The following is a 26,601-nucleotide window of genomic DNA, read 5'->3' on the forward strand; positions in this document are numbered from 1 at the left end:
TTAGCCTGTGCGGTGCAATAGCATACCGGCCGTTCTTTCATTATTACACCATAACGATTAATTAACATTGCGGCTGCCGTAAACGGCAAATAATTTTGCAGGTATATGTTATTTGTTCTTAGATGCTTTATTTATTATGTGAAAATAGGACGCCGCAGCATAGTCGATAAATTTTATCGCGCGAGGGAAAAATGAAAAATAAAGAATGTGGCCATCATTTTATTTTATATGATGCGATGCCGTGGGTCGGCATGGGACTGGAGGCATTTTTACGTCCGTTGAGCGCGGCGACGCAGCCGGTTGCCAGCCTCAGCGAGCTGAAGGCGGCGCTGTCGCAGCAACCCAGGAAAACGGTGATTATGGAGCTGTATGGCGCGCAGGAGTGCCTCTATGACGGCCTCTATTTTATCCTGCACGAGAAAGCCTTTTGGCCGAACACGCCCTGGGTAGTACTGACGGATATTGAGAATTACAGCGTATTACGTCTGCTGTCGTCGATAGCGGATAGCGTGCTGGTGTCCAAACGTGACGGTTTGGATGCGATCCTCGACGGTATCTCTGCGGCGCACCATGCCATGCACTATCTCAGCCCGACCATCCGGCGCGGTATTGCCGGCCAACAGGGGAGCGGGGCGTTCAGGCATTTGTCCGGCTGTGAATGGCGCATCCTGGCGTTGATGGCGGCGGGCTTCTCCGCCAAAAGCATTGCGACCGCCACCTACCGCTCCTATAAAACGGTGAGCACGCATAAACTGAACATCATGCATAAGCTTGGCCTTAATCAAAGCGGCTTTCTCCACCTGCTGCTCTCGCTGCGTACCCGCTGGCCGTGCTGAGCGGCCGGTAATGTGCGGGGCTGGCAGCCCCGTTTAATCTTGTTTCCCCCGCCGTCTGCAATTTCCTCTGCGTATCCCGTATCCCGTATCCCGTATCCCGTATCCCGTATCGCCACATCACCATTCTGACACCGGTCGTAGCCCAGTGTTATCTGGTCATGATGCCAGTGTTCTCCGAATTTTAGGCGCGTTATTCACGGGGGGCGGCTCTGCCCGCAGGCGGCGGATAAACGGTCAATATACCGGCTAATTAAACCTAAACAGCAGAAGATTAATCTACGGTGAAAATGCGATTGGTAGCATTTATTTATTAATTAATGGGTTAATTTCATTAATGTTAGAGTTTAAAACTAAATATTTGCCATTTAATAGTTAATGAATCTATTTGGCTGATTCCGATATAAGATTTTTCTCGTCAAGTCGGGCCAATCAACCGAAGGCGCCTGACGCATTTTCAAGGATTGGCCGGCCGCGATGTAGTCAGTTTTTTCCCGCTGTACAGCGTGCTGTTGCGGGGATAAACCGCCTGTCGCCAAAGGAAAGTGCACGACCCCAGGAACCGGCGGAAGGGAACATTGTTCAACGACCCGCCTTATATTCAACTTGAAGGGAAATTATATTCTATGACTATCACCAAAATCGCTCTCGCCGTTGCCGCCATGACCCTGTCCGGCGTCGCCGCAGCCAATAATACCATTCAGTTTCAGGGCGAAGTCTCAGACCAAACCTGTACCGTAAGCATTAACGGCAATGCCTCCACCCCGGTGGTGCTGCTGCCGACGGTATCCAAGGCTGACCTGGCGACCGCCGGCGCCACCGCGGGCCAGACGCCGTTTACCATTGGCCTGACCGGCTGTACCGCCGATGCGGCAAACGCCACCGCCGTTAAAACGGTATTCGTGGCCAACAACCTGACCAGCGACGGCCGGATGGGCAATACCGGCAGCGCGACCAACGTTTCGCTGGAGCTGATTGACCCGGCGACCCCTGCTACGCCGCTGGATCTGAGCGGCCAGGCGGGGGCGCCGGGGCTGAACCTGGCGGCCGGCGCCACCTCTGCCTCCTACGACTATGCCGTGCGTTACTACTCTGAAGGCGGTGCGACCGCCGGTTCGGTTCTGGGCAGCGTGCAGTACGCCGTATCGTATCAGTAATGGTGTTTCCCCTTCCGCCGGTGCGGAAGGGGGTTTTGCGAGGCAGTTTATATGACGATCAAGGGATTTTGTTTGTCGCTGTGTCTCACCGGCGCGCTGCTGGCCGGATCGGCCATGGCCAGCGTGGTTATGCTGAACACCCGGGTGATTTATCCGGCGGACGCCCAGTCGCAGACCGTGCAGTTCACCAATCAGGGGGATATCCCCTATGTCATGCAGATGTGGACCGACGTGAATAACCCGTCGTCGACGCCGGAAAATGCCGACGGGCCGTTTGTCACGGTGCCGGCGCTGTTTCGCGTCGAGCCGAAGAGCGGCCAGTCGGTCCGGCTGGTGTTTACCGGTAAGGATCTGCCGCAGGATCGCGAGTCGGTGTTCTATCTGAACTCGGCGCAGATCCCGCCGAAAAACGCCGTCAGCGGCGCGGAGAACCAGATGCTGGTGGTGCTGCGCAACCGGGTGAAAATTTTCTATCGGCCGAAGAACCTGCCGGGCAGCGCCGACGGCGTCGGCGGACAGCTGCGTTTTTCCCTGCGTCAGCAGGGCGGGCAGTGGCGGCTTAACGCCTATAACGATTCCAGCTATTACGCCTCGGTGATCGGCGCAGCGGTGCAGGTCGGCAACCAGTCCGTGCCGTTCAAGACGGATATGATCGCCCCCAGGTCGCAGGCCAGCTGGCCGCTGTTGCAGCGTACGCTGTCGCCGGCCGGTGCGCAGAAAGTCACGTTTACCCTGGTCAATGACTACGGTGGTCATATCAAGGCGGAAGCGCGCCTGAGTCAGTAAAACGCGCGCTGCGGTGTTGCACGTAAGGGACTGAAGGGATGCAAACAACAATCACATATTCCGGCAGCGCACGGGAGAGTGCGTCGCCAGGCGTGATGCCCGGCTGCGGCGCGCGCCTGAAACCGCTGGCGTTGGCGCTCGGGCTGCTGACGCCGCTGGCCGCCGCCGCCAGCCAGTATGAATTTGACGACAGTATGCTGGTGGGCAGCGCCGGGCAGCAGAGCCTGGCCCGCTTTAACCGCGCGCATACGGTGGCGCCGGGCGACTATCAGGTCGATATTTTTATCAACGGCGCTTTTCTTTCCCGCCAGACGTTGAGGTTTGCCGCGTTGCCCGGTCAGGATGCGGTGGTTCCCTGTTTCAGCCGCGACGCGCTGATCGCCGCCGGCATTTTACCGGACAGCATCAAAAGCCGCGCCGCCCCGACGGCCGCCAATGCCTGTCTGCCTCTGGAGCAGCAGGTCGCTGGCGCCGGCAGCCGCTTTGATTTTGCCCGTCTGCGGCTGGATGTGTCCGTGCCGCAGGCGCTGATGAAGCGTGCGGCGCGCGGCTCGGTGCCGCTTGCCGAGCTGTCCGCCGGCGAAACGCTGGGGTTCGTCAACTACGACAGCAACTATTACCGCAGCAAGAACAGCGGCACGACCAGCGACTCGACCTATCTCGGGCTGAACAGCGGCTTTAATCTGGGGCTGTGGCAGCTGCGTCAGCAGTCGAGCTATACCCGCTATACCAGCGATCACAGCGCCGCGCTCAGCAGCTGGAAATCGGTGCGCACCTACCTGCAGCGGCCGCTGCCCGCGATCAACAGTCAGCTGACGCTGGGGGACAGCTTTACCTCCGGCAGCCTGTTCAGCAGCCTCGGCTTTCGCGGCGTCCGGCTGGAAACCGACGACCGCATGCTGCCGGAGTCGCAGCGCGGCTATGCGCCGACCATCCGCGGAGTGGCCGCCACCACCGCCAAAGTGAGCGTTACGCAGGCCGGCACGCAGATTTATCAGACCACGGTGGCGCCGGGCGCCTTTGTGATTGATGACCTCTATCCCACCAGTTACCAGGGCGATCTGGTGGTGGAGATTCAGGAGGCCGACGGCCGGGTATCGTCATTTACCGTACCGTTTTCGGCGGTGCCGGATTCGCTGCGCCCGGGGCGTGCGCGCTTCAATCTGTCGGCCGGGCAGGTGCGAAACCTTGGCGACAATGACGATCTGTTTGCCGAGCTCAGCTACCAGAGCGGGTTGAGCAACGCGCTGACCGCCAACAGCGGCGTGCGCATCGCCGACGGCTATCAGGCGCTGCTCGGCGGCGCGGTGCTCGCCAGCCGCTTCGGCGCGCTGGGCGTCAACGCGGTGTATTCGCGCGCCGATATGTGGGGCGATACGCTGGACGGCTGGCGCGTCGGCGCCACCTACAGCCGCACCTTTACCCCGACCAACACCACGCTGGCGCTGGCGGGCTACCGCTATTCCACCGAAGGCTACCGCGATTTGGGCGACGTGCTGGGGCTGCGCAATGCGCGTGACCGCGATGCGGTCTGGAGCTCCAGCACCTACCAGCAGAGCGAGCAGTTTGTCGCCACCGTCAGCCAGGGGCTGGGGGCGTACGGCCAGCTCTATTTTTCCGGCTCGACCAGCAGCTACCGCGGCGGCCGCGGGCGCGACACGCAATACCAGCTGGCATACTCGCACAGCTACCGCAGCCTGAGCTATAACCTGTCGCTCAGCCGTCAGCAGACCGGCAGCACCCGCTATGGCCTGCAGGATGCGAGCTACGTGGCGGGCGGCACGACGCAGAACGTGGTGATGCTGTCGGTGTCGCTGCCGCTGGGCGGCGGCTCGCGTCCGCCGATCCTGTCGGCCGGCGTCAGCCATCAGAGCGGCGATCGCGGCTATAGCCATTATCAGTCGGCGTTGTCCGGCACGCTGGGTGATGACCAGAGCCTGAGCTACGCGCTGAACGGCGCTTATGACACGGGCGGCGCCGGCAGCAGCTTCGGCGCCAATCTGACCAAGCAGACCGCGGTCGCCACGCTGGGGGCCAATCTGTCCCACGGCAAACATTACACCCAGGGCGGCCTGAGCGCGCGCGGCGCGCTGGTGGCGCATGCCGGCGGCGTGACCCTCGGGCCGTACCTGAGCGATACCTTTGCGCTGGTGGAGGCGGAAGGCGTCAGCGGCGCGGAGGTGATGAACGGCATGGGGGCGAAGATCGACCGGTTCGGCTATGCCATTGTGCCGTCGCTGGTGCCTTACCGTTATAACGACGTCACGCTGGACGCCAAAGGGGCGGAGAACGTCAATGCCGAGCTGACGGAGAATCAGCAGCGCATCGCGCCGTACGCCGGGGCGGCGGTGAAAGTGCGCTTCAAAACGCTGGAAGGCTACCCGCTGCTGATCAAACTCAGCCCGTCCGGCGGCGCGCTGCCGCTCGGCGCCAACGTTTACGATGAGGGTAACGCGGTGGTCGGCCTGGTCGGCCAGGGGAATCAGATCTATGCCCGGGCGCTGAAGCAACGCGGCGTGCTGCGGGTGAAATGGGGTGAGTCGGCCGGCGCGCAGTGCACGTTGCGGTACGATTTACGCGGTCAGGCTGTGAAACAGTCGCTTTATCGTCTGGCGCTGCCCTGCGTGAGCCAGTGAAGAACGGAGAATGATGATGAACATACTCTCGCGCGCCGTGCTGCTGACGCTGGCCGGCAGCCTGTGGCTCGGTCAGGCGCAGGCGACCTGCTACCGGATCACCGCCACCAACACCAATGCCAGTTCGAACTATTACACCGATCCGAGCAAGGGCATCGGCGCCGCCTGGAGCGGTTCGACCGACACCTCCGGCTCGATCGGCACGCTGCCGACGACGGTGAATATCAATAACAGCCTGTTCCAGCCGGACGGCACGCTGATCGCCAGCGGCACCGTCAGCGCGCTGGAGGCCGGCTCCGGCAGCTACAGCGCCGATCAGATCCTGTTCCGCTGCACCGCCGATGAGGCCGGCAAACTGTATGAATACTATGCCACCAACGGCGACTCGGAGTGGGCCGGCAAGGTGGAGGTCGGGGCGGCGGCCGGCCTGCCGGAAACCTACCGCACCTACGCCAACGGCATGGCGCTGCGGGCCACCAATCTGGCGACCGGCGAATATTACTCCCGCTACTGGAAGGCGCGGCCGTTAACCAATCTGGAGACGGACTCGCAGGGCTGGATCCTGGTGAAGGCCAGGGACTTCAGCGACACCAAGGTGGAGCTGTTTCGCCTGAGCAACTCGACCGGGCCGATGACCGCCACCGGCGTTTATCCGCAGTCGCAGCCGGCGACCTATATCGCCTTTCAGGGCGGCGGTCTGTCGCCGTCCCTGAGCGTCGGCGCGGATTCACTCTCTAACTATAGCGGCTGGTACGCCGCCTGGCCCGGTGCGGTGAACCTGTATAACCGGCTGTATATTCGCCGCTCCGCCACCTGCTCGGTAACCAACGTGACGCCGCTGGTGCGCTTTACGCCGATTACCGCCACCCAGCTGCGCGCCGGTGAAACCCGCCAGATGCCGATCACCATCCAGTTCGATTGCCAGACCGGCACGCCGGCGACCACCGGCGTCGGCGCGTTTGCCAGCGGCATCGCCGCCAACCAGACGGCGATGGGGATTCTGGTCAATCCGGCGAACGCCGCCGCGGCGGTGGCGGAAGGCGTCGGCACCGCCGGCTCCGGCGTCAGCTATCTGCTGTCGGACGGCTACGGCGTCGATCGGAACGTCGCCACCGGCGTCGGCATTCAGATTTCCCGCCCCGGCGGCGCCACGCTAAACCTGTTGAGCACCCTGAGCGGCGCGGTGGCCGCCGGCAACCGCGCCGGCTGGTATCCGGTGTTGGATGACGCCAGCGCCGGCGCGGTCACCAACGGGGTGACCAGTTACAGTAAAACCTTAACCGCCACGCTGCGGGCGCTGCCGGGGAAAACGGTCACCGCCGGCAGCGTCAGCGCCAGCGCGCAGGTGATCATTCAGGTGCAATAATGATGATGAAATCTCTGACGTTCTGTCTTTGCGCGCTGCTCGGCCTGGCCGGTGATGCCTGTGCCGGGGTGATTGTCGAGTCGTCGCGGGTGGTGTTTGCCGGCGGCGACCGCGAGCGTGCGCTGCTGCTGGTCAACGGCAATGACTATCCGGTGGTGGTGCAGACCTGGGTGGATGACGGCGCGCCGGACGGCACGCCGGAAACGGCGGGCGAGGTGCCGGTGATGCCGCTGCCGGGTATTTTCCGGCTGGAGCCGGGCGAGAAGAAAAACCTGCGCCTGCTGGCGACGCAGGCGGCGCAGCCGGCGGATCGCGAATCGCTGTACTGGCTGAACGTGTATGAGATCCCGCCGACCGATGCGCGTCTGCCGCCGTCCGTATCGGCGCTCAAGGTGGCGGTGCGGTTGCAGCTGAAGTTGTTCTACCGGCCGGACGGGCTGCAGAAAAAGGCGGCGCGGCTGGCGGCCAACCAGCGTTTCAGCCTGGCGCGGCAGCCGGGCAGGCTGATGCTGACGGTAAGCAACCCGACGCCGCTGTACGCCACCTACGGCCAGGCGCAGCTGAACGGCGGCTGCCGGCAGACGGCGCTGGCGATCGGCATGCTGGCGCCGTTCGCCAGCAAAACGCTGGATGTGGATGAGCGCAGCATCGGCCGGCCGGAGAGCGTCAGCTATATGTTGATCGACGACGATGGCCAGGGCGTTACCGGCAGCGCGGTGCTGAAGCCATAAAAAAGGCGCCTTGCGGCGCCTTTGGATCGTTGCCGCTGCGGCGGCGTTACATATCCGGGAAGGTCAGGGTATTACCCGGCGCTTCGCGGTGAATATGCAGGAAGTTCAGGTGTTTTTCGTACTGGTCGAGAATATCGCCAATCACCTGCTCTTTGCTGTAGTCCATCAGGTCGTTGCCTCGGGTGCCTTCCATCAGGAAGGTTTCCAGCCGGTAGTAGTGCGATTTACCGGAGCGGGCGCGGTAGGTAAAGCCCGGCACCGAATAGCGCCGCGGCCAGATCTGGTAGATAAAGTTCTGCTCTTCCCCCAGATGCACCAGCAGCTCCAGGTGCGGCAGGCGCTCCTCTTCCGCCGGCGGCACTTCGCTGAACTCCACTTTCGCGCCGCGCAGCTCCAGCTCGCGCGCCACTTCCTGCATTGCCGGGCGGCAGACGCGGTCCAGCATTTTCTGCGTGTACTTGGTGCCCGGGTAGTTCATCACGCGCGACAGGCGCTGCTTCCAGTTCAGCACTTCATTGCTGGAGGCCGGCGTCGGCGCCGAGGTGCTCAGCGCGCCGGCCTTGCGGTAATCCTCGACCTTCAGCGATTTATACAGCCCGGCCATCACGAAGAAGATCACAAAGCTGAACGGCAGCCCCATAATCACCGTGGCGTTTTGCAGTGCGGAGACGCCGTTGGTCATCAGCATGCCGATGGTCAGCAGGCCGATGGTGATCGACCAGAAAATACGCAGCCAGTTCGGCGCATCGTTATTGATATCGCTCAGGCGCGAGGTGAAGTTGCCGAGCACCAGCGAGCCGGAGTCCGCCGAGGTGACGTAAAACAGCAGGCCGGTGATGGTGGCGACCGAGGCGCTGAAGGTGAAGGCCGGGTACTCCGCCAGCAGGCTGTAGAAGCCGTGCGCCGGATACTGCATCACTTCCTGAGCGAACGCGGTGTTGCCGTGGATAATCTGGTACAGCGCGCTGTTGCCGAAGATTGACAGCCACAGCAGGGTAAACACGAACGGGATAATCAGCGTACCGAACACAAACTGGCGGATGGTGCGGCCGCGGGAGATACGCGCCAGGAACAGGCCGACAAACGGCGACCAGGCGACCCACCAAGCCCAGAAGAACAGCGTCCAGTTGTTCATCCACTCCACCGGACGGTCAAAGGCGAAGCTGTTGAGCGTCATGCCCATAAAGCGGTTGATGTAATCGCCGACGTTGAGCACTAGCGCGTTGAGCAGGAACTCGGTGTCGCCGAAGAACAAGACGAACGCCATCAGGCCGACCGCCAGCCAGACGTTCAGCTCCGACAGAATGCGGATGCCTTTATTTACCCCGGAGGTGACCGAGATGGTAGCCATCACCACCGACAGCAGGATCAGCGCGCCCTGCACCGTCAGGTTTTCCGGCAGGTCGAACAGCACCTTCAGCCCGTAGTTCAGCTGCACCACGCCGATGCCGAGGGTGGTGGCGATGCCGAAGATGGTACCGACCACCGCGGCGATATCCACGCTGTGGCCGATCGGGCCGTTGATGCGCTTGCCGAAGATCGGGTACAGCGCCGAGCGGATGGTCAGCGGCAGGTTATAGCGGTAGCTGAAGTAGCCGAGCGCTATCCCCATCAGGGCGTACATCGCCCAGCCGGTCAGGCCGTAGTGGAATAGCGTCCAGACCATCGCCTGGCGCGCGGCTTCCAGCGTCTGGCCCTGGCCTTCCGGCGGCATCATATATTGCGTCACCGGTTCGGCGACCGAGAAGAACATCAGGTCGATACCGATGCCGGCGGCAAACAGCATCGCCGCCCAGCTCATCAGGCTGAATTCCGGTTTGGACTGTTCCGGCCCGAGTTTGATCGAGCCAAAACGCGAGGCGGCGATACAGACCACAAAGACGATATACAGGGTGGCGGCCAGCAGGTAGTACCAGCCAAAGGTTTTGGACACCCAGTTCAGGGTGCGGGTAAGCCAGGTTCCGGATAGATCGGTGAAGAAAATCGTCATCAGCGAGAAGGCCAGGATCAGCCCCGCGGAGATGAAGAAAACCACAGGGTTGAGTCGGTCCTGCTGTGGTTTTGAGGAGGTGTCGTGTGTTGTCATCGTCTTCCTCTGGTGTTTAACAACTGAGTAGAATCGAGCCTTCCGCCGGCGGCGTTCACCTCCGGCGAAATACGGCAGACAGCCCGACGGCAATCATTACCTTTGCTTTCTTAAAATTACCGCCGCAACTATTAGCGCAGCAAAAAACACTGCGCGGCGGGAACCGCTTACAGCCACTGATTTTGGTCAGGTTTGTTAAATACCTCACAAAAATCAGCCAGTTCCACAACCGAAAAGTACATTTTAGTAACCAAGCGGTAATAAAATATATGCAATTTTTATTGAACGTTCAATCAAAAAAAAGTTTAATAGACCTGCGGCGTTTCTGAATTTTTGCTAAAAACTGCCATACTGGCTCAGGAAACGTCGCCTTACAGAAGACCTGTTTTGAGAGTCGGAGCCATGCCAAAAGTAGGAATGCAGCCAATAAGAAGGCAGCAGTTGATTGATGCCACGTTGGCCGCAGTAAACGATGTCGGAATGCACGACGCCACCATCGCGCAGATTGCGCGCCGGGCCGGCGTGTCGAACGGCATCATCAGTCATTACTTCAAGGATAAGAACGGCCTGCTGGAAGCGACGATGCGCTATCTGATCAGCCACCTGGGCGAAGCGGTCCGGCGGCGGTTACAGGCACAGACCGACCAGAGTCCGGCTGCGCGTCTGCAGGCGATTGTCGCCGGCAACTTTGACGACAGCCAGATCAACAGCGCGGCGATGAAAACCTGGCTGGCTTTTTGGGCCAGCAGCCTGCATCAGCCGCAGCTCAACCGGTTACAGCAGGTTAACGGACGCCGGCTGTATTCCAACCTGAGCGCCGAGTTTCAGCGCGCACTGCCTAAAGCGCAGGCGCGGTTGGCGGCGAAAGGGCTGGCGGCCCTGATTGACGGCCTGTGGCTGCGCAGCGCGCTGCGCGGCAGCGAGTTTAATCAGGCCAAGGCCATCGCGCTGACCAACGAATACATTATGTTTCAGCTCCGGGGGCATACGCCGCCCTGAGGACAGCAATAAAAGGAGAACCTATGTCCCGTTTTGGCTTACAGAAGCTCTATATCCATGGCGCCTATGTAGACAGTACCGAGGGTAAAACTTTCAACGCAGTGAACCCGGCCAACGGCGAAGTGATTGCCGAAGTGCAGGCCGCCAGCGCTGAAGACGTCAACCGTGCGGTGGCGAGCGCAGCCAGCGGACAGCAGGTTTGGGCGGCGATGACGGCGATGGAGCGTTCGCGCATCCTGCGCCGCGCGGTGGATATCCTGCGCGAGCGCAACGATGAACTGGCGGCGCTGGAAACCCTCGATACCGGGAAGGCGCTGTCGGAAACCACCGCGGTGGATATCGTCACCGGCGCCGACGTGCTGGAGTACTACGCCGGCCTGATCCCGGCGATCGAAGGCCAGCAGATCCCGCTGCGCGATTCCTCATTTGTTTACACCCGCCGCGAACCGCTGGGCGTGGTGGCCGGCATCGGCGCCTGGAACTATCCGATTCAGATCGCCCTGTGGAAATCGGCGCCGGCGCTGGCCGCCGGTAACGCGATGATCTTCAAACCGAGCGAAGTCACCTCGCTGACGGCGCTGAAGCTGGCGGAAATCTACACCGAAGCCGGCCTGCCGGACGGCGTGTTCAACGTGGTGACCGGCAGCGGCGCGGAAGTGGGCCAGTACCTGACCGACCATCCGGGCATCGCCAAAGTCTCCTTCACCGGCGGGGTGAAAACCGGCAAAAAGGTGATGGCCAACGCTTCCAGCTCGACGCTGAAAGAGGTCACCATGGAGCTGGGCGGCAAGTCGCCGCTGATCGTGTTTGACGATGCCGATCTGGACCGCGCGGCGGACATCGCCATGATGGCCAACTTCTACAGCTCCGGCCAGGTGTGCACCAACGGCACGCGCGTATTCGTGCCGGCGGCGCTGAAGGCGCAGTTTGAAAGCAAAATCCTCGAGCGCGTGCAGCGCATCCGCCTGGGCGACCCGACCAACCCGGACACCAACTTCGGCCCGCTGGTCAGCTTCCCGCATATGGAATCCGTGCTGCGCTTTATTGAAAGCGGCAAAAACAGCGGCGCGCGCCTGCTGTGCGGCGGCGAACGCGTTACCGACGGCGAGTTCGCCAAGGGCGCCTACGTGGCGCCGACGGTATTTACCGACTGCAGCGACGAGATGGAAATCGTGCGCGAAGAGATCTTCGGGCCGGTGATGAGCATCCTCAGCTACGACAGCGAAGAGGAAGTGATCAAGCGCGCCAACGACACCACCTACGGCCTGGCGGCCGGTCTGGTGACCCGCGATCTGGCGCGCGCCCACCGGGTGATCCACCAGCTGGAAGCCGGCATCTGCTGGATTAACACCTGGGGCGAATCGCCGGCCGAAATGCCGGTCGGCGGCTACAAGCACTCCGGCGTCGGTCGTGAAAACGGCCTGACCACGCTGGAACACTACACGCAAATCAAATCGGTACAGGTTGAACTGGGCGATTTCGGTTCCGTGTTCTGATCCCCACCGTCGCATTCAGGCTGCGCTGCGGCCTGAATGCCCGGGCTATGCCCGTCTTTTTACGTCAAGCAACACCATTTTGACCGCACAGTATGCGGGCCGGCAGGCCGTTTGCATCACTCAGCTATATCAATGAAAGGAGATAATTGATGGAATACGATTACATCATTATCGGGGCCGGTTCCGCCGGTAACGTATTAGCCACCCGTTTAACCGAAGACGCCGACGTGAGCGTCCTGCTGCTGGAAGCCGGCGGCCCGGATTACCGGATGGATTTTCGTACGCAGATGCCCGCGGCGCTGGCCTTCCCGTTGCAGGGGCGACGTTATAACTGGGCGTATGAAACCGATCCGGAACCGCACATGAACAACCGCCGCATGGAGTGCGGGCGCGGCAAGGGGCTGGGCGGCTCCTCGCTGATTAACGGCATGTGCTACATTCGCGGCAACGCGATGGATTTTGACAACTGGGCGAAGGCGCCGGGTCTGGAAGACTGGAGCTACCTGGACTGTCTGCCGTACTTCCGCAAGGCGGAAACCCGCGATATCGGGCCGAACGACTACCACGGCGGCGACGGCCCGGTCAGCGTCACCACGCCGAAGGCCGGCAATAACGAGCTGTTCCACGCGATGGTGGAGGCGGGCGTACAGGCCGGCTATCCGCGCACCGACGACCTGAACGGCTATCAGCAGGAGGGCTTCGGGCCGATGGACCGCACCGTCACGCCGAAAGGGCGCCGCGCCAGCACCGCGCGCGGTTACCTGGACCAGGCGCGTTCGCGGCCGAACCTGACCATTGTCACCCATGCGCTGACCGATCGTATCGATTTCGCCGGTAAGCGCGCGGTGGGCGTCAGCTACCTGAAGGGCGACGGCAACGACCTGCATACGGCGCGCGCGCGTAAAGAAGTGCTGCTGTGCGCCGGCGCCATTGCCTCGCCGCAAATTCTGCAGCGCTCCGGCGTCGGCCCGGCGGCGTTGCTGAAACAGCTGGATATCGACGTGGTGCACGATCTGCCGGGCGTCGGCGAGAACCTGCAGGACCACCTGGAGATGTATCTGCAGTACGCCTGTAAAAAACCGGTATCGCTGTACCCGGCGCTGCAATGGTTCAACCAGCCGAAAATCGGCGCGGAATGGCTGTTCAACGGCACCGGCGTCGGCGCCAGCAACCAGTTTGAGGCCGGCGGCTTTATCCGCAGCCGCAAAGAGTTCGAGTGGCCGAATATTCAGTACCACTTCCTGCCGGTGGCGATTAACTACAACGGCAGCAACGCGGTGAAAGAGCACGGCTTCCAGGCGCACGTCGGCTCCATGCGTTCGCCGAGCCGCGGCCGGGTGCAGGTGAAGTCGAAAGATCCGCGCCAGCACCCGAGCATTCTGTTCAACTATATGGCGACCGAACAGGACTGGCAGGAGTTCCGCGATGCAATCCGCATCACGCGCGAAATCATGGCGCAGCCGGCGCTGGATGAGTACCGCGGCCGTGAAATCAGCCCGGGGCCGGAGGTGCAGACCGACGAGCAGTTGGACGCCTTTGTGCGTGAACATGCGGAAACCGCCTTCCACCCGTCCTGCTCGTGCAAAATGGGTGAGGATGAGATGGCGGTGGTTGACGGTCAGGGACGGGTGCACGGTATGGAAGGGCTGCGCGTGGTGGATGCCTCCATTATGCCGCAGATCATCACCGGCAACCTGAACGCCACCACCATTATGATCGCCGAGAAAATCGCCGACCGCATCCGTCAGCGTACGCCGCTGCCGCGCAGTACGGCGGATTACTACGTGGCCGGCGACGCGCCGGTGCGCAAGCAGTAATCCTCTCTCCTAACCCGGCGCGCCCTGCGCCGGGTTTTATCTCCCGCAGTATTGACGCTAGGCCGGCAGGGCGACCGCCTGATCGAAGCTGCTCGGCGTCGCCATGCGCCACATGCGGGCGTAAAACTCACTTTTAATCTCTTTCTCCAGCAGCGCCCCCGGCTCCAGGTAGTAGTAGATATCGGCGTAGACCTTGATTTCCGTCGAGGTGATGCGGCGCAGCATATGGTGCGCGGTCAGCTGTTCCGGACGACTGATGCCCGCCGCCGCCAGCATTTCGGCCAGCGCTTTCACCGTATTCTGGTGGAAGTGGTACACCCGCTCCGCCTTATTCGGCACCACCAGCGCTTTCTGGCGCAGCGGATCCTGCGTGGCGACGCCGGTCGGGCAGTGGTTGGTGTGGCAGCTCTGGGATTGAATGCAGCCCACGGCGAACATAAAGCCGCGCGCCGAGTTCACCCAGTCGGCGCCGAGCGCCATCACGCTGGCGATATCAAAGGCGCTGATGATTTTACCGCTGGCGCCGATCTTGATGCGGTCGCGCAGGCCGCAGCCGACCAGCGTATTGTGCACAAACAGCAGTCCCTCGCGCAGCGGCATGCCCATATAGTTGGACAGTTCCAGCGGCGCCGCGCCGGTGCCGCCCTCTTTGCCGTCGACCACGATAAAGTCCGGCAGAATGCCGGTGTGCAGCATCGCTTTAACAATGGCGACAAACTCCCACGGGTGGCCGATGCACAGCTTGAAGCCGACCGGTTTGCCGCCGGAGAGCTGCCGCAGCTGCTGGATAAAGTGCATCATTTCGATCGGCGTGCGGAAGGCGCTGTGTGATGAAGGGGAAATACAGTCCTGTCCTTCCGGCACGCCGCGGGTGGCGGCGATTTCCGCATCTACCTTTTTCGCCGGCAGAATGCCGCCGTGACCCGGCTTGGCGCCCTGGCTGAGCTTGATTTCAATCATGCGCACCTGCGGGCTGGCGGCCTGCTCGGCGAAGCGCTGCGGATCGAACTGGCCGTCGGCGGTGCGGCAGCCGAAATAGCCGCTGCCCAGCTCCCAGACCAGATCGCCGCCGTGCTCACGGTGGTAGCGGCTGATACTGCCTTCGCCGGTGTCGTGGTAGAAGTTGCCTTTGGCCGCCCCAAGGTTTAACGCGCGGATGGCGTTGGCGGACAGCGCGCCGAAGCTCATGGCGGAAATATTGAAGATGGAGGCCGAATAGGGCTGGGTGCAGTCCGGGCCGCCGATGGTGATGCGGTAGCTGGTAGGGTCGGCGGCCGGCACCGGGCACATGGAGTGGCCGATGCACTCATAGCCGGTTTTGTACACGTCGATAATGGTGCCGAAGGGTTTATCCCCCATCTGGTTTTTCGCCCGGCGGTAGACCAGCGAACGCTGGGTGCGTGAGAAGGGGATCTGTTCGTCATCTTCTTCCAGCAGATACTGACGCAGTTCCGGGCGGACAAATTCAAAGAAGAAACGCAGCCGGCCAATGATCGGGTAGTTGCGGCAGATGGCGTGGCGCTGCTGGCTGAGGTCGTACAGGCCCAGCGCGGTCAGGGCAATGAAAAACAGGGCGGGCAGCCAGAACCAGGGCTGCTCCAGGGCCATAAAAAAGAAGGCCAGCGCCAAGATAATGCTCAGCATAAAGCAGGTATAACGGCTGAATAAGGATGATTTCATAACATCTCCTGATGTTTATTTTTAATCCAGACGACAATGCTGATAGAAGCGGCGAAGAAAGCGGAAAGCGCCATCATGCCAGCGGGAAATCCCGTGGTGGAAGAGTAACCAAATTGCGGCGGCAGGATGTGGCTGTTACTGCTTGTTTACCTGTTGTTACATTAATTTAACCTAGTCGGCGGCGGAGAAGACGCGTTTATCAGACGGGCGGGCAGGAAGGAAGGGGGCGCGGGAACGCCCCTTCAGATTATTTGGCGGCAACAAAAATGCTGCTCATGCTGCGCAGGCGCAGCTTGCGCATGGCGCTGTATTTCTGTGAAAAGATGGTTTTGGGATGGGTGCCGCGCTTTTGCGCGATGCGCAACAGACTGTCGCCGCGCAGCAGATTGAACAACACATCGCTTTCCGCCGGGCTGAGTTCCCGGGTTTTCTGCACCCGGATGCCGCCGGGCGTGCGGCTTTCAAACAGCTGCTGCAATTTTTCTTGCAGCGAATAAAGCGGCATGCGCGCGGGGATCAGTTCGACCGTGATCCCCAGCACCGACAACAGGTTCACCACCCGCTCATCGTCATAGAACACCACAATGCGCGTGTTGCTGCGATAGCCGTTGTGCATCGCGACCAGGCTCTCGATAACATTGACGCTCTGTTCCAGGTTCTGTGAGGTGAAGATCAGCGCGATATCATGCTTGACGATCTTCTCCGCCTTGGCGCCGCCGTGCATAAAGTCAGAAAACAGGCGGATATCATATTGACCGTAATGCTTCTTCAACAGCACGGACAGGCCGACATAGCTGTATTTACACTCGCTGATGACCAGGACATTATTTTTAGGCATAAGGGCTAACCCCAACAATAAGTTAGAAGTATTCAGCTGTCAGAAGCGAATTCAAGTCCCCGATGTCGGACTCTTTCCACAGCTTTCCTTGCAGTGCGTAATAGGGCATTTCGTTCAACCACCTTTTATGGTCGGGCGTTTCTACGCCTTCGATAATGACCTTATAATTATTCAGGTAAAAGAAGCGCAGCAATGCGCGCATTAAACCCTCGCCGCCCGGCCTTTGCATAAAGTTCCACAGCAGGAAACGGTCGAGTTTAACGAAACGGAAACGGCTGTTATAAAGCGCGGAAAAGCCCGCATAGCCGGAACCAAAATCATCCAGCCAAAACGAATATCCCTCCAGCGTCGGGTCGAGATGGACGCGGTTTTTTATCAGGCGCGTTGCGCTTTCGCTGATTTCAAAATGGATACAGCGGATGGCCTTTATTCTTTCTGCGAACTGGCTGTTGGCTAATGACGCCAGTGAATGATCGTCAACGTTCAGCGTGACGATCACCTGATGCTGATGAAACCAGGCCTGGTATTTCTCAATCAGGCTGACCTGCTCCAGCAGGATTTCAATGCGGGTCAGGCCGTCCGCACTTTTGAAAAACTGTTCCGGCGAGAAATGAGCAAACGCGCTGTCGAGGCTAAAGCGCGACAGGCATTCAACGGCGATCAGCTGCCCCGTTCTGGCGAACATCGGCTGAAAGGTAAAATAGATGCCGTTATTTCTCTCTATAAAAGAAGTACTCATTTCCCAATCCTTGGATTGAATTACAGTTCATTGTTTTTTAACTGGTTAATAATTAATGCGGTCAATTTTATTAGTAAGATTCTTATTTATTACCGCCTTTGGCTTTCCCTTGTTGAAACGGGTGTCAAAATGTATGCCTGTTTTTTAACGTGCAGCTAAAATCAGAAAAGTACGCATTTGGTCGCCTGCCATAATGCACTGATTTACCGTTAACTTGTCGTGAGTTGTGTTTATCTCACGCGGAAAATACAGACTATTCCTATCTTTTAGAATCGTCAATATCGATCGATGGCTAATCGTTGATAGATTTTTCCTATCAAGAGGGCGTTTATGAATGTTATAAACGATTTTAATTTATTGGGGCTGTGAGACTAGGATACTTCCGAAATGGAACATGTTAGCGAAGGAATTAAATCTATTCCTCGTAATTCTGTTGTTTATAACTTCGGAATTCTACCTATGTAGTGACAAATATTGCCTGTAAATATGGATATTTAATGTATTTCCCGGGTGACTGTCAGCATTTCCATTTTAGTTAACGCATAGTGACGGGACGGCAAGATTGTATTCCTTAATCTTCTGTGCGGACTAACGACTATATCAATCATTTTCGATAAATTCCGACATAGGATATTACAATGAACAAAGTATTACTCTCCGCAGTAGCAACCGCTTTTCTGGGAATGTCTGCCGCACACGCTGCATCCGAAAATGTTGGCGGCGGTCAGGTTGACTTCTACGGTAAAGTAACCGACGTATCTTGTACTGTTTCTGTTAACGGTCAAGGCAGCGATGCCAGCGTTTACCTGTCACCGGTAAGCCTGAACGAAGTGAAAAACGCAGGTGCCAACACTTACCTGAAACCAAAATCTTTCACCATCGACGTGACCAACTGCCAGGCGGCCGATACCGCCGTTAGCGCAGACAAACTGGGCGTTAACTGGACCGGCGGCAACCTGCTGACCGGCGCAAGCGGCACCACCGCTGGCTACCTGGCTAACACCGAAGGTACCGGCGCGCAGAACATCCAGCTGGTGCTGTCTGCTGACGATGCGAAAAACCTGACCAACAAAATCATCCCGGGCGATGCCAACCAGAAAGCGGCCACCAGCGTTGCTGACCTGGACAGCGGCAAGCGCTTCACCTACTACGTAGGCTACGCCACTGCGACCCCAGACACCGTAACCAGCGGTGTGGTCAACAGCTACGCGACTTACGAAATTACCTATCAGTAATCATTTTTGCTGAACAAAAGCGGCAGCGAGTCTGCCGCTTTCATTTCTGAGGTTATGATGAAATTTATTGCCCTTTTTTTCTGTTTCATTTTCAGTTTCTCTGCATCGGCCAACAATATTATCGCTAACGGTACGCGGTTTATTTATCCGGGAAATGAAAGAGAAATAACGGTGCAGCTGTCCAACTCAGCTGATCGGCCGGCGCTGGCGCAAGCCTGGCTGGATAACGGCGACCCGAACGCTACGCCGGATACTATCGTCACGCCTTTTTTAATTACGCCGCCGATTTCCCGCGTGGACGCGAAAAGCGGCCAGACCCTGCGTATTAAGCTGGCGAATAAATCCGGCCTGGCGACGAATAAAGAGAGCCTGTGGTGGCTGAATATTCTGGAGATCCCGCCAAGCAATGCCGGCCGCCAGCAGGAAGGGCAGAACGTCCTGCAGCTGGCGATTCGCTCACGCTTCAAGTTCTTCTACCGCCCGAGCGGGCTGGGCAACCGCGATGCCGCGCCGCAGCAGCTGGTGCTGAAAGCGACGGGCAACGGCCTGACGCTGACTAACCCGACGCCGTTTTATATCACTGTGACCAAGGTTTCACGCGATGGCAAAACGGCGCTGAATGACCGCACCCTGATGCTGGCGCCGCAAAGCAGCGACACGCTGAAAGCCAAATCGGCGTTTAACGCGGGCGAAACCCTGGTTATCAATAATATCAATGATTACGGCTCAGACGTTGCCATTAAACTCGCAGTAAAATAGGGATATTTCAGATGAAACAGTGGGTGCCAAAAGCATTGGGTTGCAAGCTCTCTGTGACGATCGTGGTTTCGGCCTGTATTGCTCCGGCCGGCGCGGCGGAGCCGCAGGAAAATCAACAGCCGCTGTATCAGTTTAACGATGGCTTTATCGTCGGCAGCAAGGAAAAGGTCGACCTGACGCGCTTTAGCACCGTGGCGATCAGCGAAGGCACCTACTCTGTCGATGTCTATACCAACGACGAGTGGCGCGGGCGCTATGACCTGCAGATCACCCGCGATAAGCAGTCCAAACTGGGCGTCTGCTACACCGCCAGCATGCTGTCGCAGTTCGGCGTGGCGGTGGAGAAGCTCAACGAGGCGCTGAGCAAAGACCCGAAGTTTTGCGGCCGCCTGAGCGAGTGGCGTCAGGACGACAACCTGAAAGACAGCTTTAATCAGTCTTCGCTGCGTCTGGATCTGTCGGTGCCGCAGATCTATGAAAACCGCATGTACAAAGGTTACGTCGCGCCGGAGTTCTGGGATGAAGGTATCCCGGCGCTGAACTTGGCCTATACCGCCAACTACTACAACAACCATGTTTCCGCCGCGCAGGGCTCGGATGACTCCAGCGCTTACCTGGGCATCAATGCGGGCTTCTCCTACGACGGCTGGCTGCTGAAACATATCGGCAACCTGAACTGGCAGCAGCAGCGGGGCAGTGCGCGTTGGAACTCCAACCAGACCTACCTGCAGCGGCCGATCCCGCAGATGAAGTCGATCTTTACCGGCGGCCAGTTCTTTACCAACGGCGAGTTCTTCGACAGCGTCGGGCTGCGCGGGGTGAACCTGGCGACCGACGACAACATGTTCCCGGACGGCATGCGCTCCTATGCGCCAGAAATCCGCGGCGTGGCGCAGAGCAACGCCCTGGTCACCGTGCGCCAGAGCGGCAATATCATTTATCAGACCTCGGTGCCGCCCGGGCCGTTTAACATCAACGATGTCTATCCGTCCGGTTATGGCAACGATCTGGAAGTGACAATCAAAGAGGCCGACGGCTCCGAGCAGAAGTTCAACGTGCCTTACTCGTCGGTAACGCAGCTGCTGCGCCCGGGCATGATGCGCTACACCTTCGCCGTCGGTAAGGCCGACGCCGACGATCTGCGCAACAAGCCGGCGATTGTGCAGGGCACCTATCAGTACGGCGTAAATAACCTGTTCACCGGCTACTTCGGCGTCAGCGGCTTTAACGACTATCAGTCGGTGCTGCTGGGCAGCGGTATCAATACCGGCATCGGCGCGCTGTCGCTGGATATGACGCAGTCGCGCCTGAAGCTGAAGGATGAGGATAAAACCGGCCAGAGCTTCCGCCTGAGCTTTAACCGCATGTTCTCCAGCACGCAGACCAGCATCGTGCTGGCGGCGTACCGCTACTCCACCAAGGATTATTACAACCTGAGCGATGCGCTGTACACCATCGACCGGGAGAAGAGCGGCAATAACCGCGAGATCTGGCGGGAGAAGAACGGCTTCAGCTACACCGTCAACCAGGATCTGCCGGAGGGCTGGGGCGGCTTCTACTTTACCGGGCGCATCTCCGACTACTGGAACCGCAGCGGCACCGAGAAGCAGTATCAGCTGAGCTACAACAACATGTGGGGCCGCATGACCTACAACCTCGGCGTGCAGCGCGTCTACTCGGCCAGTAACGGCGGCAACAATAAAGACGACCGTATTTCACTGAACTTCAGCTATCCGCTGTACTTCGGCGAAAACCGCCGGGCGAACCTGAATTCGAACACCGTCTTTAACAACTCGCGCTTCGGCAACTCGCAGCTGGGCCTGAACGGCTCCTTCGGGGAAGAGAACAACCTGAGCTACGGCGTGACCACCTCGGTGGCGCGCGGCGGCGACCACAACGTCGGCCTGAACGGCAGCTATCGTGCGCCTTATTCGACGCTGTCCGCCAGCTACAGCCAGGGCGAGGGCTACCGTCAGAGCGGTCTGGGCGCCAGCGGCTCGCTGATTGCGCACAGCGGTGGGGTGACGCTGTCGCCGGAAACCGGCACCACCATGGCGCTGATCGAAGCCAAAGACGCCAAGGGCGCGATGCTGCCCGGCTCGCCGGGCACCCGGGTGGACGGCAACGGCTATGCGGTGCTGCCTTACCTGCGGCCGTACCGCATCAACGCGGTGGAAATCAACCCGAAAGGCAGCTCGGAAGACATCAACTTTGATAAGACCGTCGCGCAGGTGGTGCCGTATGAGGGCAGCGTCGTGAAGGTGAAATTCAACACCACCGTTGAGAAGAACCTGACTCTGCGCGCGCGGCAGAGCAATGGCGAACCGCTGCCGTTCGGCGCGGATATCGTCGACGAAAACGGTAAATATATTGGCGTGGTCGGCCAGGGCAGCACGCTGTTTATCTCCTCGGACACCGCGAAGCGGGCGGTGATCACATGGAGCAACGGCCAGTGCGCCATCGCCCTGAGCCCGGCCTCAACTAAGGATGCGGTATGTCAGTAAAAAATCTCTGTCGTTGGCTGGTGGTGATCGCCGCCCTGGCCGCCGGGCAGGCCTATGCCGCCTGTACCCGTTACAATACGCCGACCGTGCAGCTGGATATGGTGGTGGGCCGCGTGGTGGTAGACCCGAACGCGCCGGTCGGATCGGTGCTGTATGAAAAAAGCTGGACCATGAGTCAGAGCGGCATTAACTACTACTGCACCGGCCGCAACGACTTCTCCGCCCGGATCGTCGCCACCGGCGTGCAGGATCTGGGCAACAAGGTCTATTCCACCAACGTGCCGGGCATCGGGCTGCGCTTCCGCCGCGGCGGGGCGATCCAGTTCACCTACCCGGAGGTGAAAAACTTTGATGCCGGCCGCGGCACCCGTTATTACCTGGCCGGCTCTACCTTTACCCTGCAGGTGATCAAGACCGCGGCGGTGACCGGCAGCGGCAGCGTCGCCAGCGGTAAATATACCTCATACGACTATGTGTACGGCTCCAACCCGATTCTGGAAACCTACCTGAGCGCCAATGCGCTGACCATCGTTTCGCCGTCCTGTACGGTGATGGGCGGCAATAACTTCAGCGTGGATGTCGGCGCGATTAAAACCAGCGATCTGAACGGCGTCGGCACCTTTGCCGGCGGGCGAAGATTCCCGATCCAGCTGCAGTGCAGCGGCGGCGTCAGCGTTGCCGGCTATGCCAACGTCAATATGACCTTTGACGGCAACCTGGCGACCGGCACCACGCTGAGCCAGGGCGTGTTGAAAAACGAACGCACCGACAGCAGCGCGGCGCAGGGCGTCGGCATTCAGGTGCTGGACAGCCAGATGAACCCGCTGCAGTTCAAAAAGGCGTATAACGTCGGCCGCCTGGCAAATAACCAGACGCAGTATATCGACCTGTCGTATACCGCGCGTTTTTACCAGTATCTGTCCAAGATTACCTCCGGCGCGGTTGAAGCCCATATGGTGTTCAACCTGACCTACGACTAACGGAAAACGTCCGGGGCGCAGTTTATCTGCGCCTCTGTATAAAGGAACATTATCATGAAACGCTGTGTATCATTGCTGCTTGCGGGGATGGGGTATTGCGCGCTGGCGCAGGCTGCGACGCCGAATGCCGACGGTGGACGGGTCGATTTTCTGGGGAAAATCACCGACACCTCCTGCACCGTTTCGGTCAACGGCCAGGGCAGCGACGCCAACGTCTACCTGGCGCCGGTATCGCTGCAGGAAGTGCATAACCGCGGCGCCGGCGCCTACCTGAAGCCGAAACCGTTTACCATTCAGCTGGGCAACTGCCAGATAAGGGTGCGCATGATGGATGAGGATGAGGGGCCGGACAGGATCAGCGTCAGCTGGGTGGGCGGTAATCTGCTGCAGGGGGGCAATGAGGACGCCGGCTACCTGGCCAACAGCCTGAGCGACGGCGCCAGTAATATTGCGCTGGCCCTGTCGATAAACGGCAACGACACGCTGGACAAGACGAATAAAATTATCCCGGCCGATCCGGATCAGAACAGTGTGCAGCCGGAAATCGGCGCCAAGGATATCGGCACCTTTACCTACTACATCGGCTATGTGACGCAGACGCCGAAGAAAGCCACCTCCGGGCCGGTGAGGAGCTACGCTACCTATGAGATTGTGTATAACTGATCGCCTGGCCGCGTAAGCCGCAAACAATCAGGGCGCCGTGATAACGGCGCCCTTTTTTATCGGCCGGGGAAAGCGCCTTAGCGCTGGCCCACCCAGTTGCTGCACTTGCCGTCGACGCACTGCTTAGCGTACAGCAGCTGCAGCCCCGGCGACTCCTGGTACTGCGCCGGCTGCGCGGAAGCGGGCAGCGGCGCATCGTCAAAGGCATCCCAGTCGCTGCGGCGATAAACCGCCGGCGTTTTGCCGAACTGCTTTTTGAACGCCCGGGAGAACGACGGTTGGGAATCAAAATGATATTGCAGGGCGATATCCAGGATCGGGCGCGGCGTCGATCTCAGCGCCTGAGCGGCTTTCGACAGCCGGCGTTCGCGGATATAGCTGCCAAGGGCGTGGCCGGTGGTGCTGCGGAACATGCGTTGCAGGTGCCATTTGGAGTAGCCCGATTTTGCCGCCACGTTATCCAGCAGCAGCGGTTGGTCCAGGTGAGTTTCAATCCAGTTCAGTAAGTCGTGAATGATATTGGCGCGATCCATTATTTAAATTCTCCCGCAGGTACGACATTCAGATCTCAAGAGATAAGGCGTCGCCATTCATACGTAAAACCGGGGTTTCAGGTATGAACAGGCTAATTATCCAAGTTTGTGCTTTGATAATAGGCGGGCGGAATCCATTACGCAAGAGGGAACTTGGTAAATAGGGGGCGCGAAAAATGCTCCGCTGGCGGTAGGGATAATAAGAAAGGTTTGGTTGTTGGGAGATAATCCTGCGGTTTAACGGCTTATTCGTGATTAATGTCAAAATGAGTAGTTAAGTTACCCGGTAATAGCAGATTCGGGTGTTGACCTTTAGCGCGCATCACGGGCTGCCGAACAAGGAACCTGAGCCAGGGGCAACCGGACAGGGAGGTCCGGTTGAGGCGGCACAGGCAGGGATGCCTGTAGAGCCGACCCGCCCGGCGACGGTGACGCCGTGAGGACAAATCTGCCGGGAGCAGATTTGAACGCTGCTTGCAGCGGCCCGCAGGGTGAGGCCCAGGGATGGGCCGAATAAACCCGAAGGGCAGAACGTGCCTAAGCGCGGGCGCGGGCGCGGGTGAAGGGGCCGCGCCTACGGCCCCTTCAATTGCCTGTCACTGCCGTAACAGAGAAATACCTTTCGTTTGTGGCAATTCTGAACATCCTGAACTTGCAGATACCTTGTGTAAAAAAGCCAGTCAGTATTCACTAACTGGCTTTTTGGGCGGCGCATAGCGTTGCTATTGTGGAGTGCTACTTTGCCGTTGCGTCTGTATATGCTTACTGGACTGCTGCGGCTTCCGGTTTGACTTCAATATAGTTCAGCTGCAGCGTGTTGCTGGTGTAGCTGCGGATCTTGTTGGTCATTTCCACGTTGCCGTTCAGCGTGTGGCCGTAGGACGGAATGATCTCTTTCAGCTTGCTCTGCCACTGCGGCGTCGCCACTTTATCTTTGAACACTTTTTCCATCAGGTGCAGCATGATCGGCGCTGCGGTGGACGCGCCCGGCGATGCGCCCAGCAGTGCGGCGATGCTGCCGTCCTGCGAGCTGACTACTTCGGTGCCGAACTGCAGCACGCCGCCTTTGTCAGCATCTTTCTTGATGATCTGCACGCGTTGGCCGGCGGTCCACAGTTTCCAGTCTTCCTGCTTGGCGTCCGGGTAGTACTCCTTCAGCGCGGCGAAACGGTCGTCATCGCTCATCATCAGCTGGCCGATCAGGTATTTCACCAGATCGAAGTTATCCATGCCGACGTGGGTCATTGGCATCAGGTTGGAGCTGTTCATGGAGACGATCAGGTCAAACAGCGAGCCGTTTTTCAGGAACTTGCTGGAGAAGGTGGCGAACGGTCCGAACAGCAGCACGCGCTTGCCGTCCAGCATACGGGTATCCAGGTGCGGCACCGACATCGGCGGGGAACCGACGCTGGCCAGGCCGTACGCTTTTGCCAGGTGCTGGTTGGCAACGTCCTGATTGGTGGTCACCAGGAACTGACCGCCGACCGGGAAGCCGCCGTAGCCGTCAGCTTCCGGAATGCCGGACTTCTGCAGCAGGTGCAGCGCCGCGCCGCCGGCGCCGATAAACACGAACTTGGCGTTGGTGGTGGTTTCTTTACCACCGTTATGCAGGTCGGCAACGGTCACCGCCCAGCTGTTGTCCGGGTTGCGCTTGATATCGCGCACTTCATGGCCCAGGCTCAGGCTGAACTTTTTGTCTTTGGACAGGCTGTCCACCAGCTGGTGGGTGATGACGCCGAAGTTCACGTCGGTGCCCAGCGGCATGCGGGTGGCGGCGATCTTCTGCGCCGGGTCGCGGCCTTCCATCATCAGCGGCGCCCACTGTTTGATCTGCGCAGGATCTTCAGAGTACTCCATGCCGCGGAACAGGGTGCTGTGCTGCAGCGCCGCGTAGCGTTTGCGCAGGAAGTTGATGTTATCGTCCCCCCAGACAAAGCTCATGTGCGGCACGCTGTTAATAAAGGATTTCGGATCGTGCAGGACGTTGTTTTTGACCTGATAAGACCAGAACTGGCGGGAGATTTCGAAAGACTCGTTAACGGTGATCGCTTTGCTGATATCGATGGTGCCGTCTTTCTTTTCCGGGGTGTAGTTCATTTCACTGAACGCGGAGTGGCCGGTGCCGGCGTTGTTCCAGCCGTTGGAGCTCTCTTCCGCCACGCCGTCCATACGCTCGACCATATCGATGGTCCAGTCCGGCTCCAGCTCACGCAGGTAGGTGCCCAGCGTGGCGCTCATGATACCGCCGCCGATCAGCATAACGTCGACGTTTTTATTTTCTGCGGCGACGGCCTGCTGGCCAAGGCCGAACAGGTTGGCGCAGAAAAACAGAACGAGTAATTTTCTCATTAAATCAAATCTCTTGTGTGTAAATTCTACTCATTGGCAGGTGAAAGAATTTATCGGTAATAACCCTGGATAGCCGTGAAATCGCGCATGATCTCCGGCGCGAAAATAGCGATAAGCCCTTTTTGTTAACAGGGTATTTAACGAAAAGTGGCTTATTCGTAGCGACGCTGAAGAGTAAATGTGCAGCTCACGTTTACGGACGGGATATTATTGTTTGCAAGAATGTTAAAAACTACTTTTGTAACTAAAAAAAGTTTCAAAACTTACAAAAAATATAAGGTTTAGTGAAAATTTTATTTAAATTTTGCAGGAATTGTATTATTCGCCGGCTAATAATATTCGCACCTGCCGAGGATTTAAGCGATCGAGCGGGTGCGCTAAGAGAAACAGGTAACAAAAAATAACGGCCGCTGG

20 protein-coding genes are annotated in these 26,601 nt (G+C 59.0%); 14 read left to right on the top strand and 6 right to left on the bottom strand.

All coding sequences use genetic code 11. From position 1 onward, the window contains the following. The first annotated feature begins 191 nt into the window (after positions 1–191). The 6 genes from I6G83_RS14175 to I6G83_RS14200 all read left to right on the top strand — a co-directional run bounded on the left by I6G83_RS14175 (position 192) and on the right by I6G83_RS14200 (position 7,509). Positions 192–836, top strand: coding sequence for a response regulator transcription factor (locus tag I6G83_RS14175; RefSeq protein ID WP_054304926.1), 645 nt, complete (start codon positions 192–194; stop codon positions 834–836). A 623-nt stretch (positions 837–1,459) separates the two neighbouring features. Beyond that, a complete protein-coding gene (locus I6G83_RS14180) occupies positions 1,460–1,990 on the top strand; it encodes a fimbrial protein (protein ID WP_054304989.1) in 531 nt (176 codons plus the stop codon). A gap of 51 nt (positions 1,991–2,041) precedes the next feature. Beyond that, on the top strand, positions 2,042–2,776 hold the full coding sequence (locus tag I6G83_RS14185; protein ID WP_054304925.1) for a fimbrial biogenesis chaperone: 735 nt from the start codon (positions 2,042–2,044) through the stop codon (positions 2,774–2,776). A gap of 38 nt (positions 2,777–2,814) precedes the next feature. Then, the gene (locus I6G83_RS14190; protein ID WP_054304924.1) at positions 2,815–5,412 is read left to right on the top strand and encodes a fimbria/pilus outer membrane usher protein; all 2,598 of its coding nucleotides are present in this window, start codon (positions 2,815–2,817) and stop codon (positions 5,410–5,412) included. A gap of 10 nt (positions 5,413–5,422) precedes the next feature. Further along, the gene (locus I6G83_RS14195) at positions 5,423–6,778 is read left to right on the top strand and encodes a fimbrial protein (RefSeq protein WP_225365466.1); all 1,356 of its coding nucleotides are present in this window, start codon (positions 5,423–5,425) and stop codon (positions 6,776–6,778) included. Next, positions 6,778–7,509: a fimbrial biogenesis chaperone gene (locus I6G83_RS14200; RefSeq protein WP_054304923.1), complete on the top strand. Its 732-nt coding sequence runs from the start codon at positions 6,778–6,780 to the stop codon at positions 7,507–7,509. The genes I6G83_RS14195 and I6G83_RS14200 overlap by 1 nt, the downstream gene beginning before the upstream one ends. A gap of 46 nt (positions 7,510–7,555) precedes the next feature. On the opposite strand, the gene I6G83_RS14205 is transcribed toward I6G83_RS14200, so the two are convergent. After that, positions 7,556–9,595 (bottom strand): choline transporter, encoded by a 2,040-nt coding sequence (locus I6G83_RS14205; protein WP_054304922.1) that lies wholly within the window; start codon positions 9,593–9,595, stop codon positions 7,556–7,558. Between the two features lie 402 nt (positions 9,596–9,997). Between I6G83_RS14205 and betI the strand changes: the two genes are divergently transcribed. From betI to betA, 3 genes are all read left to right on the top strand, one after another. Continuing rightward, positions 9,998–10,594 carry a transcriptional regulator BetI gene (betI, locus tag I6G83_RS14210; RefSeq protein WP_054304921.1) on the top strand — a complete coding sequence of 199 codons (597 nt, stop codon included), beginning with the start codon at positions 9,998–10,000 and terminating at the stop codon, positions 10,592–10,594. A gap of 23 nt (positions 10,595–10,617) precedes the next feature. Further along, on the top strand, positions 10,618–12,090 hold the full coding sequence (gene betB / locus I6G83_RS14215; protein WP_015671587.1) for a betaine-aldehyde dehydrogenase: 1,473 nt from the start codon (positions 10,618–10,620) through the stop codon (positions 12,088–12,090). 149 nt (positions 12,091–12,239) lie between these two features. Further along, the gene (gene betA / locus I6G83_RS14220) at positions 12,240–13,907 is read left to right on the top strand and encodes a choline dehydrogenase (RefSeq protein WP_054304920.1); all 1,668 of its coding nucleotides are present in this window, start codon (positions 12,240–12,242) and stop codon (positions 13,905–13,907) included. Between the two features lie 57 nt (positions 13,908–13,964). Here betA and I6G83_RS14225 read toward each other — a convergent pair whose 3' ends face one another. The 3 genes from I6G83_RS14225 to I6G83_RS14235 all read right to left on the bottom strand — a co-directional run bounded on the left by I6G83_RS14225 (position 13,965) and on the right by I6G83_RS14235 (position 17,164). Further along, positions 13,965–15,587: an FMN-binding glutamate synthase family protein gene (locus tag I6G83_RS14225; protein WP_054304919.1), complete on the bottom strand. Its 1,623-nt coding sequence runs from the start codon at positions 15,585–15,587 to the stop codon at positions 13,965–13,967. A 247-nt stretch (positions 15,588–15,834) separates the two neighbouring features. Beyond that, complete coding sequence (locus tag I6G83_RS14230; protein WP_054304918.1) at positions 15,835–16,425, bottom strand: helix-turn-helix transcriptional regulator; 591 nt, start codon at positions 16,423–16,425, stop codon at positions 15,835–15,837. 22 nt (positions 16,426–16,447) lie between these two features. Continuing rightward, positions 16,448–17,164 carry an EAL domain-containing protein gene (locus I6G83_RS14235; RefSeq protein ID WP_015671591.1) on the bottom strand — a complete coding sequence of 239 codons (717 nt, stop codon included), beginning with the start codon at positions 17,162–17,164 and terminating at the stop codon, positions 16,448–16,450. A gap of 638 nt (positions 17,165–17,802) precedes the next feature. Between I6G83_RS14235 and I6G83_RS14240 the strand changes: the two genes are divergently transcribed. Genes I6G83_RS14240 through I6G83_RS14260 form a run of 5 tightly spaced genes read left to right on the top strand, consistent with a single transcriptional unit; the run spans position 17,803 to position 23,305 of the window. Continuing rightward, positions 17,803–18,399 carry a fimbrial protein gene (locus I6G83_RS14240; RefSeq protein ID WP_054304917.1) on the top strand — a complete coding sequence of 199 codons (597 nt, stop codon included), beginning with the start codon at positions 17,803–17,805 and terminating at the stop codon, positions 18,397–18,399. A 57-nt stretch (positions 18,400–18,456) separates the two neighbouring features. Then, positions 18,457–19,158: a fimbrial biogenesis chaperone gene (locus I6G83_RS14245; protein WP_054304987.1), complete on the top strand. Its 702-nt coding sequence runs from the start codon at positions 18,457–18,459 to the stop codon at positions 19,156–19,158. An 11-nt stretch (positions 19,159–19,169) separates the two neighbouring features. Then, positions 19,170–21,662 (top strand): fimbria/pilus outer membrane usher protein, encoded by a 2,493-nt coding sequence (locus I6G83_RS14250; protein WP_054304916.1) that lies wholly within the window; start codon positions 19,170–19,172, stop codon positions 21,660–21,662. Continuing rightward, positions 21,653–22,642: a fimbrial protein gene (locus tag I6G83_RS14255; protein WP_054304915.1), complete on the top strand. Its 990-nt coding sequence runs from the start codon at positions 21,653–21,655 to the stop codon at positions 22,640–22,642. The genes I6G83_RS14250 and I6G83_RS14255 overlap by 10 nt, the downstream gene beginning before the upstream one ends. A 54-nt stretch (positions 22,643–22,696) precedes the next feature. After that, the gene (locus I6G83_RS14260; RefSeq protein ID WP_054304914.1) at positions 22,697–23,305 is read left to right on the top strand and encodes a fimbrial protein; all 609 of its coding nucleotides are present in this window, start codon (positions 22,697–22,699) and stop codon (positions 23,303–23,305) included. A 77-nt stretch (positions 23,306–23,382) separates the two neighbouring features. On the opposite strand, the gene I6G83_RS14265 is transcribed toward I6G83_RS14260, so the two are convergent. Continuing rightward, entirely contained in the window at positions 23,383–23,838 is a 456-nt protein-coding gene (locus tag I6G83_RS14265) for a helix-turn-helix domain-containing protein (protein WP_015671597.1), read from the bottom strand. A gap of 762 nt (positions 23,839–24,600) precedes the next feature. Next, positions 24,601–26,187, bottom strand: coding sequence for a malate:quinone oxidoreductase (locus I6G83_RS14270; protein ID WP_015671598.1), 1,587 nt, complete (start codon positions 26,185–26,187; stop codon positions 24,601–24,603). Positions 26,188–26,601 lie beyond the last annotated feature (414 nt).

The sequence above is a fragment of the Serratia rubidaea genome (assembly GCF_016026735.1).
Taxonomy (GTDB): domain Bacteria; phylum Pseudomonadota; class Gammaproteobacteria; order Enterobacterales; family Enterobacteriaceae; genus Serratia_B; species Serratia_B rubidaea.

Excerpts from the sequence above, each read along its gene's own strand:
- I6G83_RS14255 (WP_054304915.1), top strand. The coding sequence starts at position 21,653 with ATGTCAGTAAAAAATCTCTGTCGTTGGCTGGTGGTGATCGCCGCCCTG.
- I6G83_RS14175 (WP_054304926.1), top strand. The coding sequence starts at position 192 with ATGAAAAATAAAGAATGTGGCCATCATTTTATTTTATATGATGCGATG.
- I6G83_RS14260 (WP_054304914.1), top strand. The coding sequence starts at position 22,697 with ATGAAACGCTGTGTATCATTGCTGCTTGCGGGGATGGGGTATTGCGCG.
- I6G83_RS14265 (WP_015671597.1), bottom strand. The coding sequence starts at position 23,838 with ATGGATCGCGCCAATATCATTCACGACTTACTGAACTGGATTGAAACT.
- I6G83_RS14200 (WP_054304923.1), top strand. The coding sequence starts at position 6,778 with ATGATGATGAAATCTCTGACGTTCTGTCTTTGCGCGCTGCTCGGCCTG.
- betA (WP_054304920.1), top strand. The coding sequence starts at position 12,240 with ATGGAATACGATTACATCATTATCGGGGCCGGTTCCGCCGGTAACGTA.
- I6G83_RS14180 (WP_054304989.1), top strand. The coding sequence starts at position 1,460 with ATGACTATCACCAAAATCGCTCTCGCCGTTGCCGCCATGACCCTGTCC.
- I6G83_RS14235 (WP_015671591.1), bottom strand. The coding sequence starts at position 17,164 with ATGAGTACTTCTTTTATAGAGAGAAATAACGGCATCTATTTTACCTTT.
- I6G83_RS14190 (WP_054304924.1), top strand. The coding sequence starts at position 2,815 with ATGCAAACAACAATCACATATTCCGGCAGCGCACGGGAGAGTGCGTCG.
- I6G83_RS14245 (WP_054304987.1), top strand. The coding sequence starts at position 18,457 with ATGAAATTTATTGCCCTTTTTTTCTGTTTCATTTTCAGTTTCTCTGCA.
- I6G83_RS14230 (WP_054304918.1), bottom strand. The coding sequence starts at position 16,425 with ATGCCTAAAAATAATGTCCTGGTCATCAGCGAGTGTAAATACAGCTAT.
- I6G83_RS14205 (WP_054304922.1), bottom strand. The coding sequence starts at position 9,595 with ATGACAACACACGACACCTCCTCAAAACCACAGCAGGACCGACTCAAC.
- betI (WP_054304921.1), top strand. The coding sequence starts at position 9,998 with ATGCCAAAAGTAGGAATGCAGCCAATAAGAAGGCAGCAGTTGATTGAT.
- I6G83_RS14270 (WP_015671598.1), bottom strand. The coding sequence starts at position 26,187 with ATGAGAAAATTACTCGTTCTGTTTTTCTGCGCCAACCTGTTCGGCCTT.
- I6G83_RS14185 (WP_054304925.1), top strand. The coding sequence starts at position 2,042 with ATGACGATCAAGGGATTTTGTTTGTCGCTGTGTCTCACCGGCGCGCTG.
- I6G83_RS14225 (WP_054304919.1), bottom strand. The coding sequence starts at position 15,587 with ATGAAATCATCCTTATTCAGCCGTTATACCTGCTTTATGCTGAGCATT.
- I6G83_RS14195 (WP_225365466.1), top strand. The coding sequence starts at position 5,423 with ATGATGATGAACATACTCTCGCGCGCCGTGCTGCTGACGCTGGCCGGC.
- I6G83_RS14250 (WP_054304916.1), top strand. The coding sequence starts at position 19,170 with ATGAAACAGTGGGTGCCAAAAGCATTGGGTTGCAAGCTCTCTGTGACG.
- I6G83_RS14240 (WP_054304917.1), top strand. The coding sequence starts at position 17,803 with ATGAACAAAGTATTACTCTCCGCAGTAGCAACCGCTTTTCTGGGAATG.
- betB (WP_015671587.1), top strand. The coding sequence starts at position 10,618 with ATGTCCCGTTTTGGCTTACAGAAGCTCTATATCCATGGCGCCTATGTA.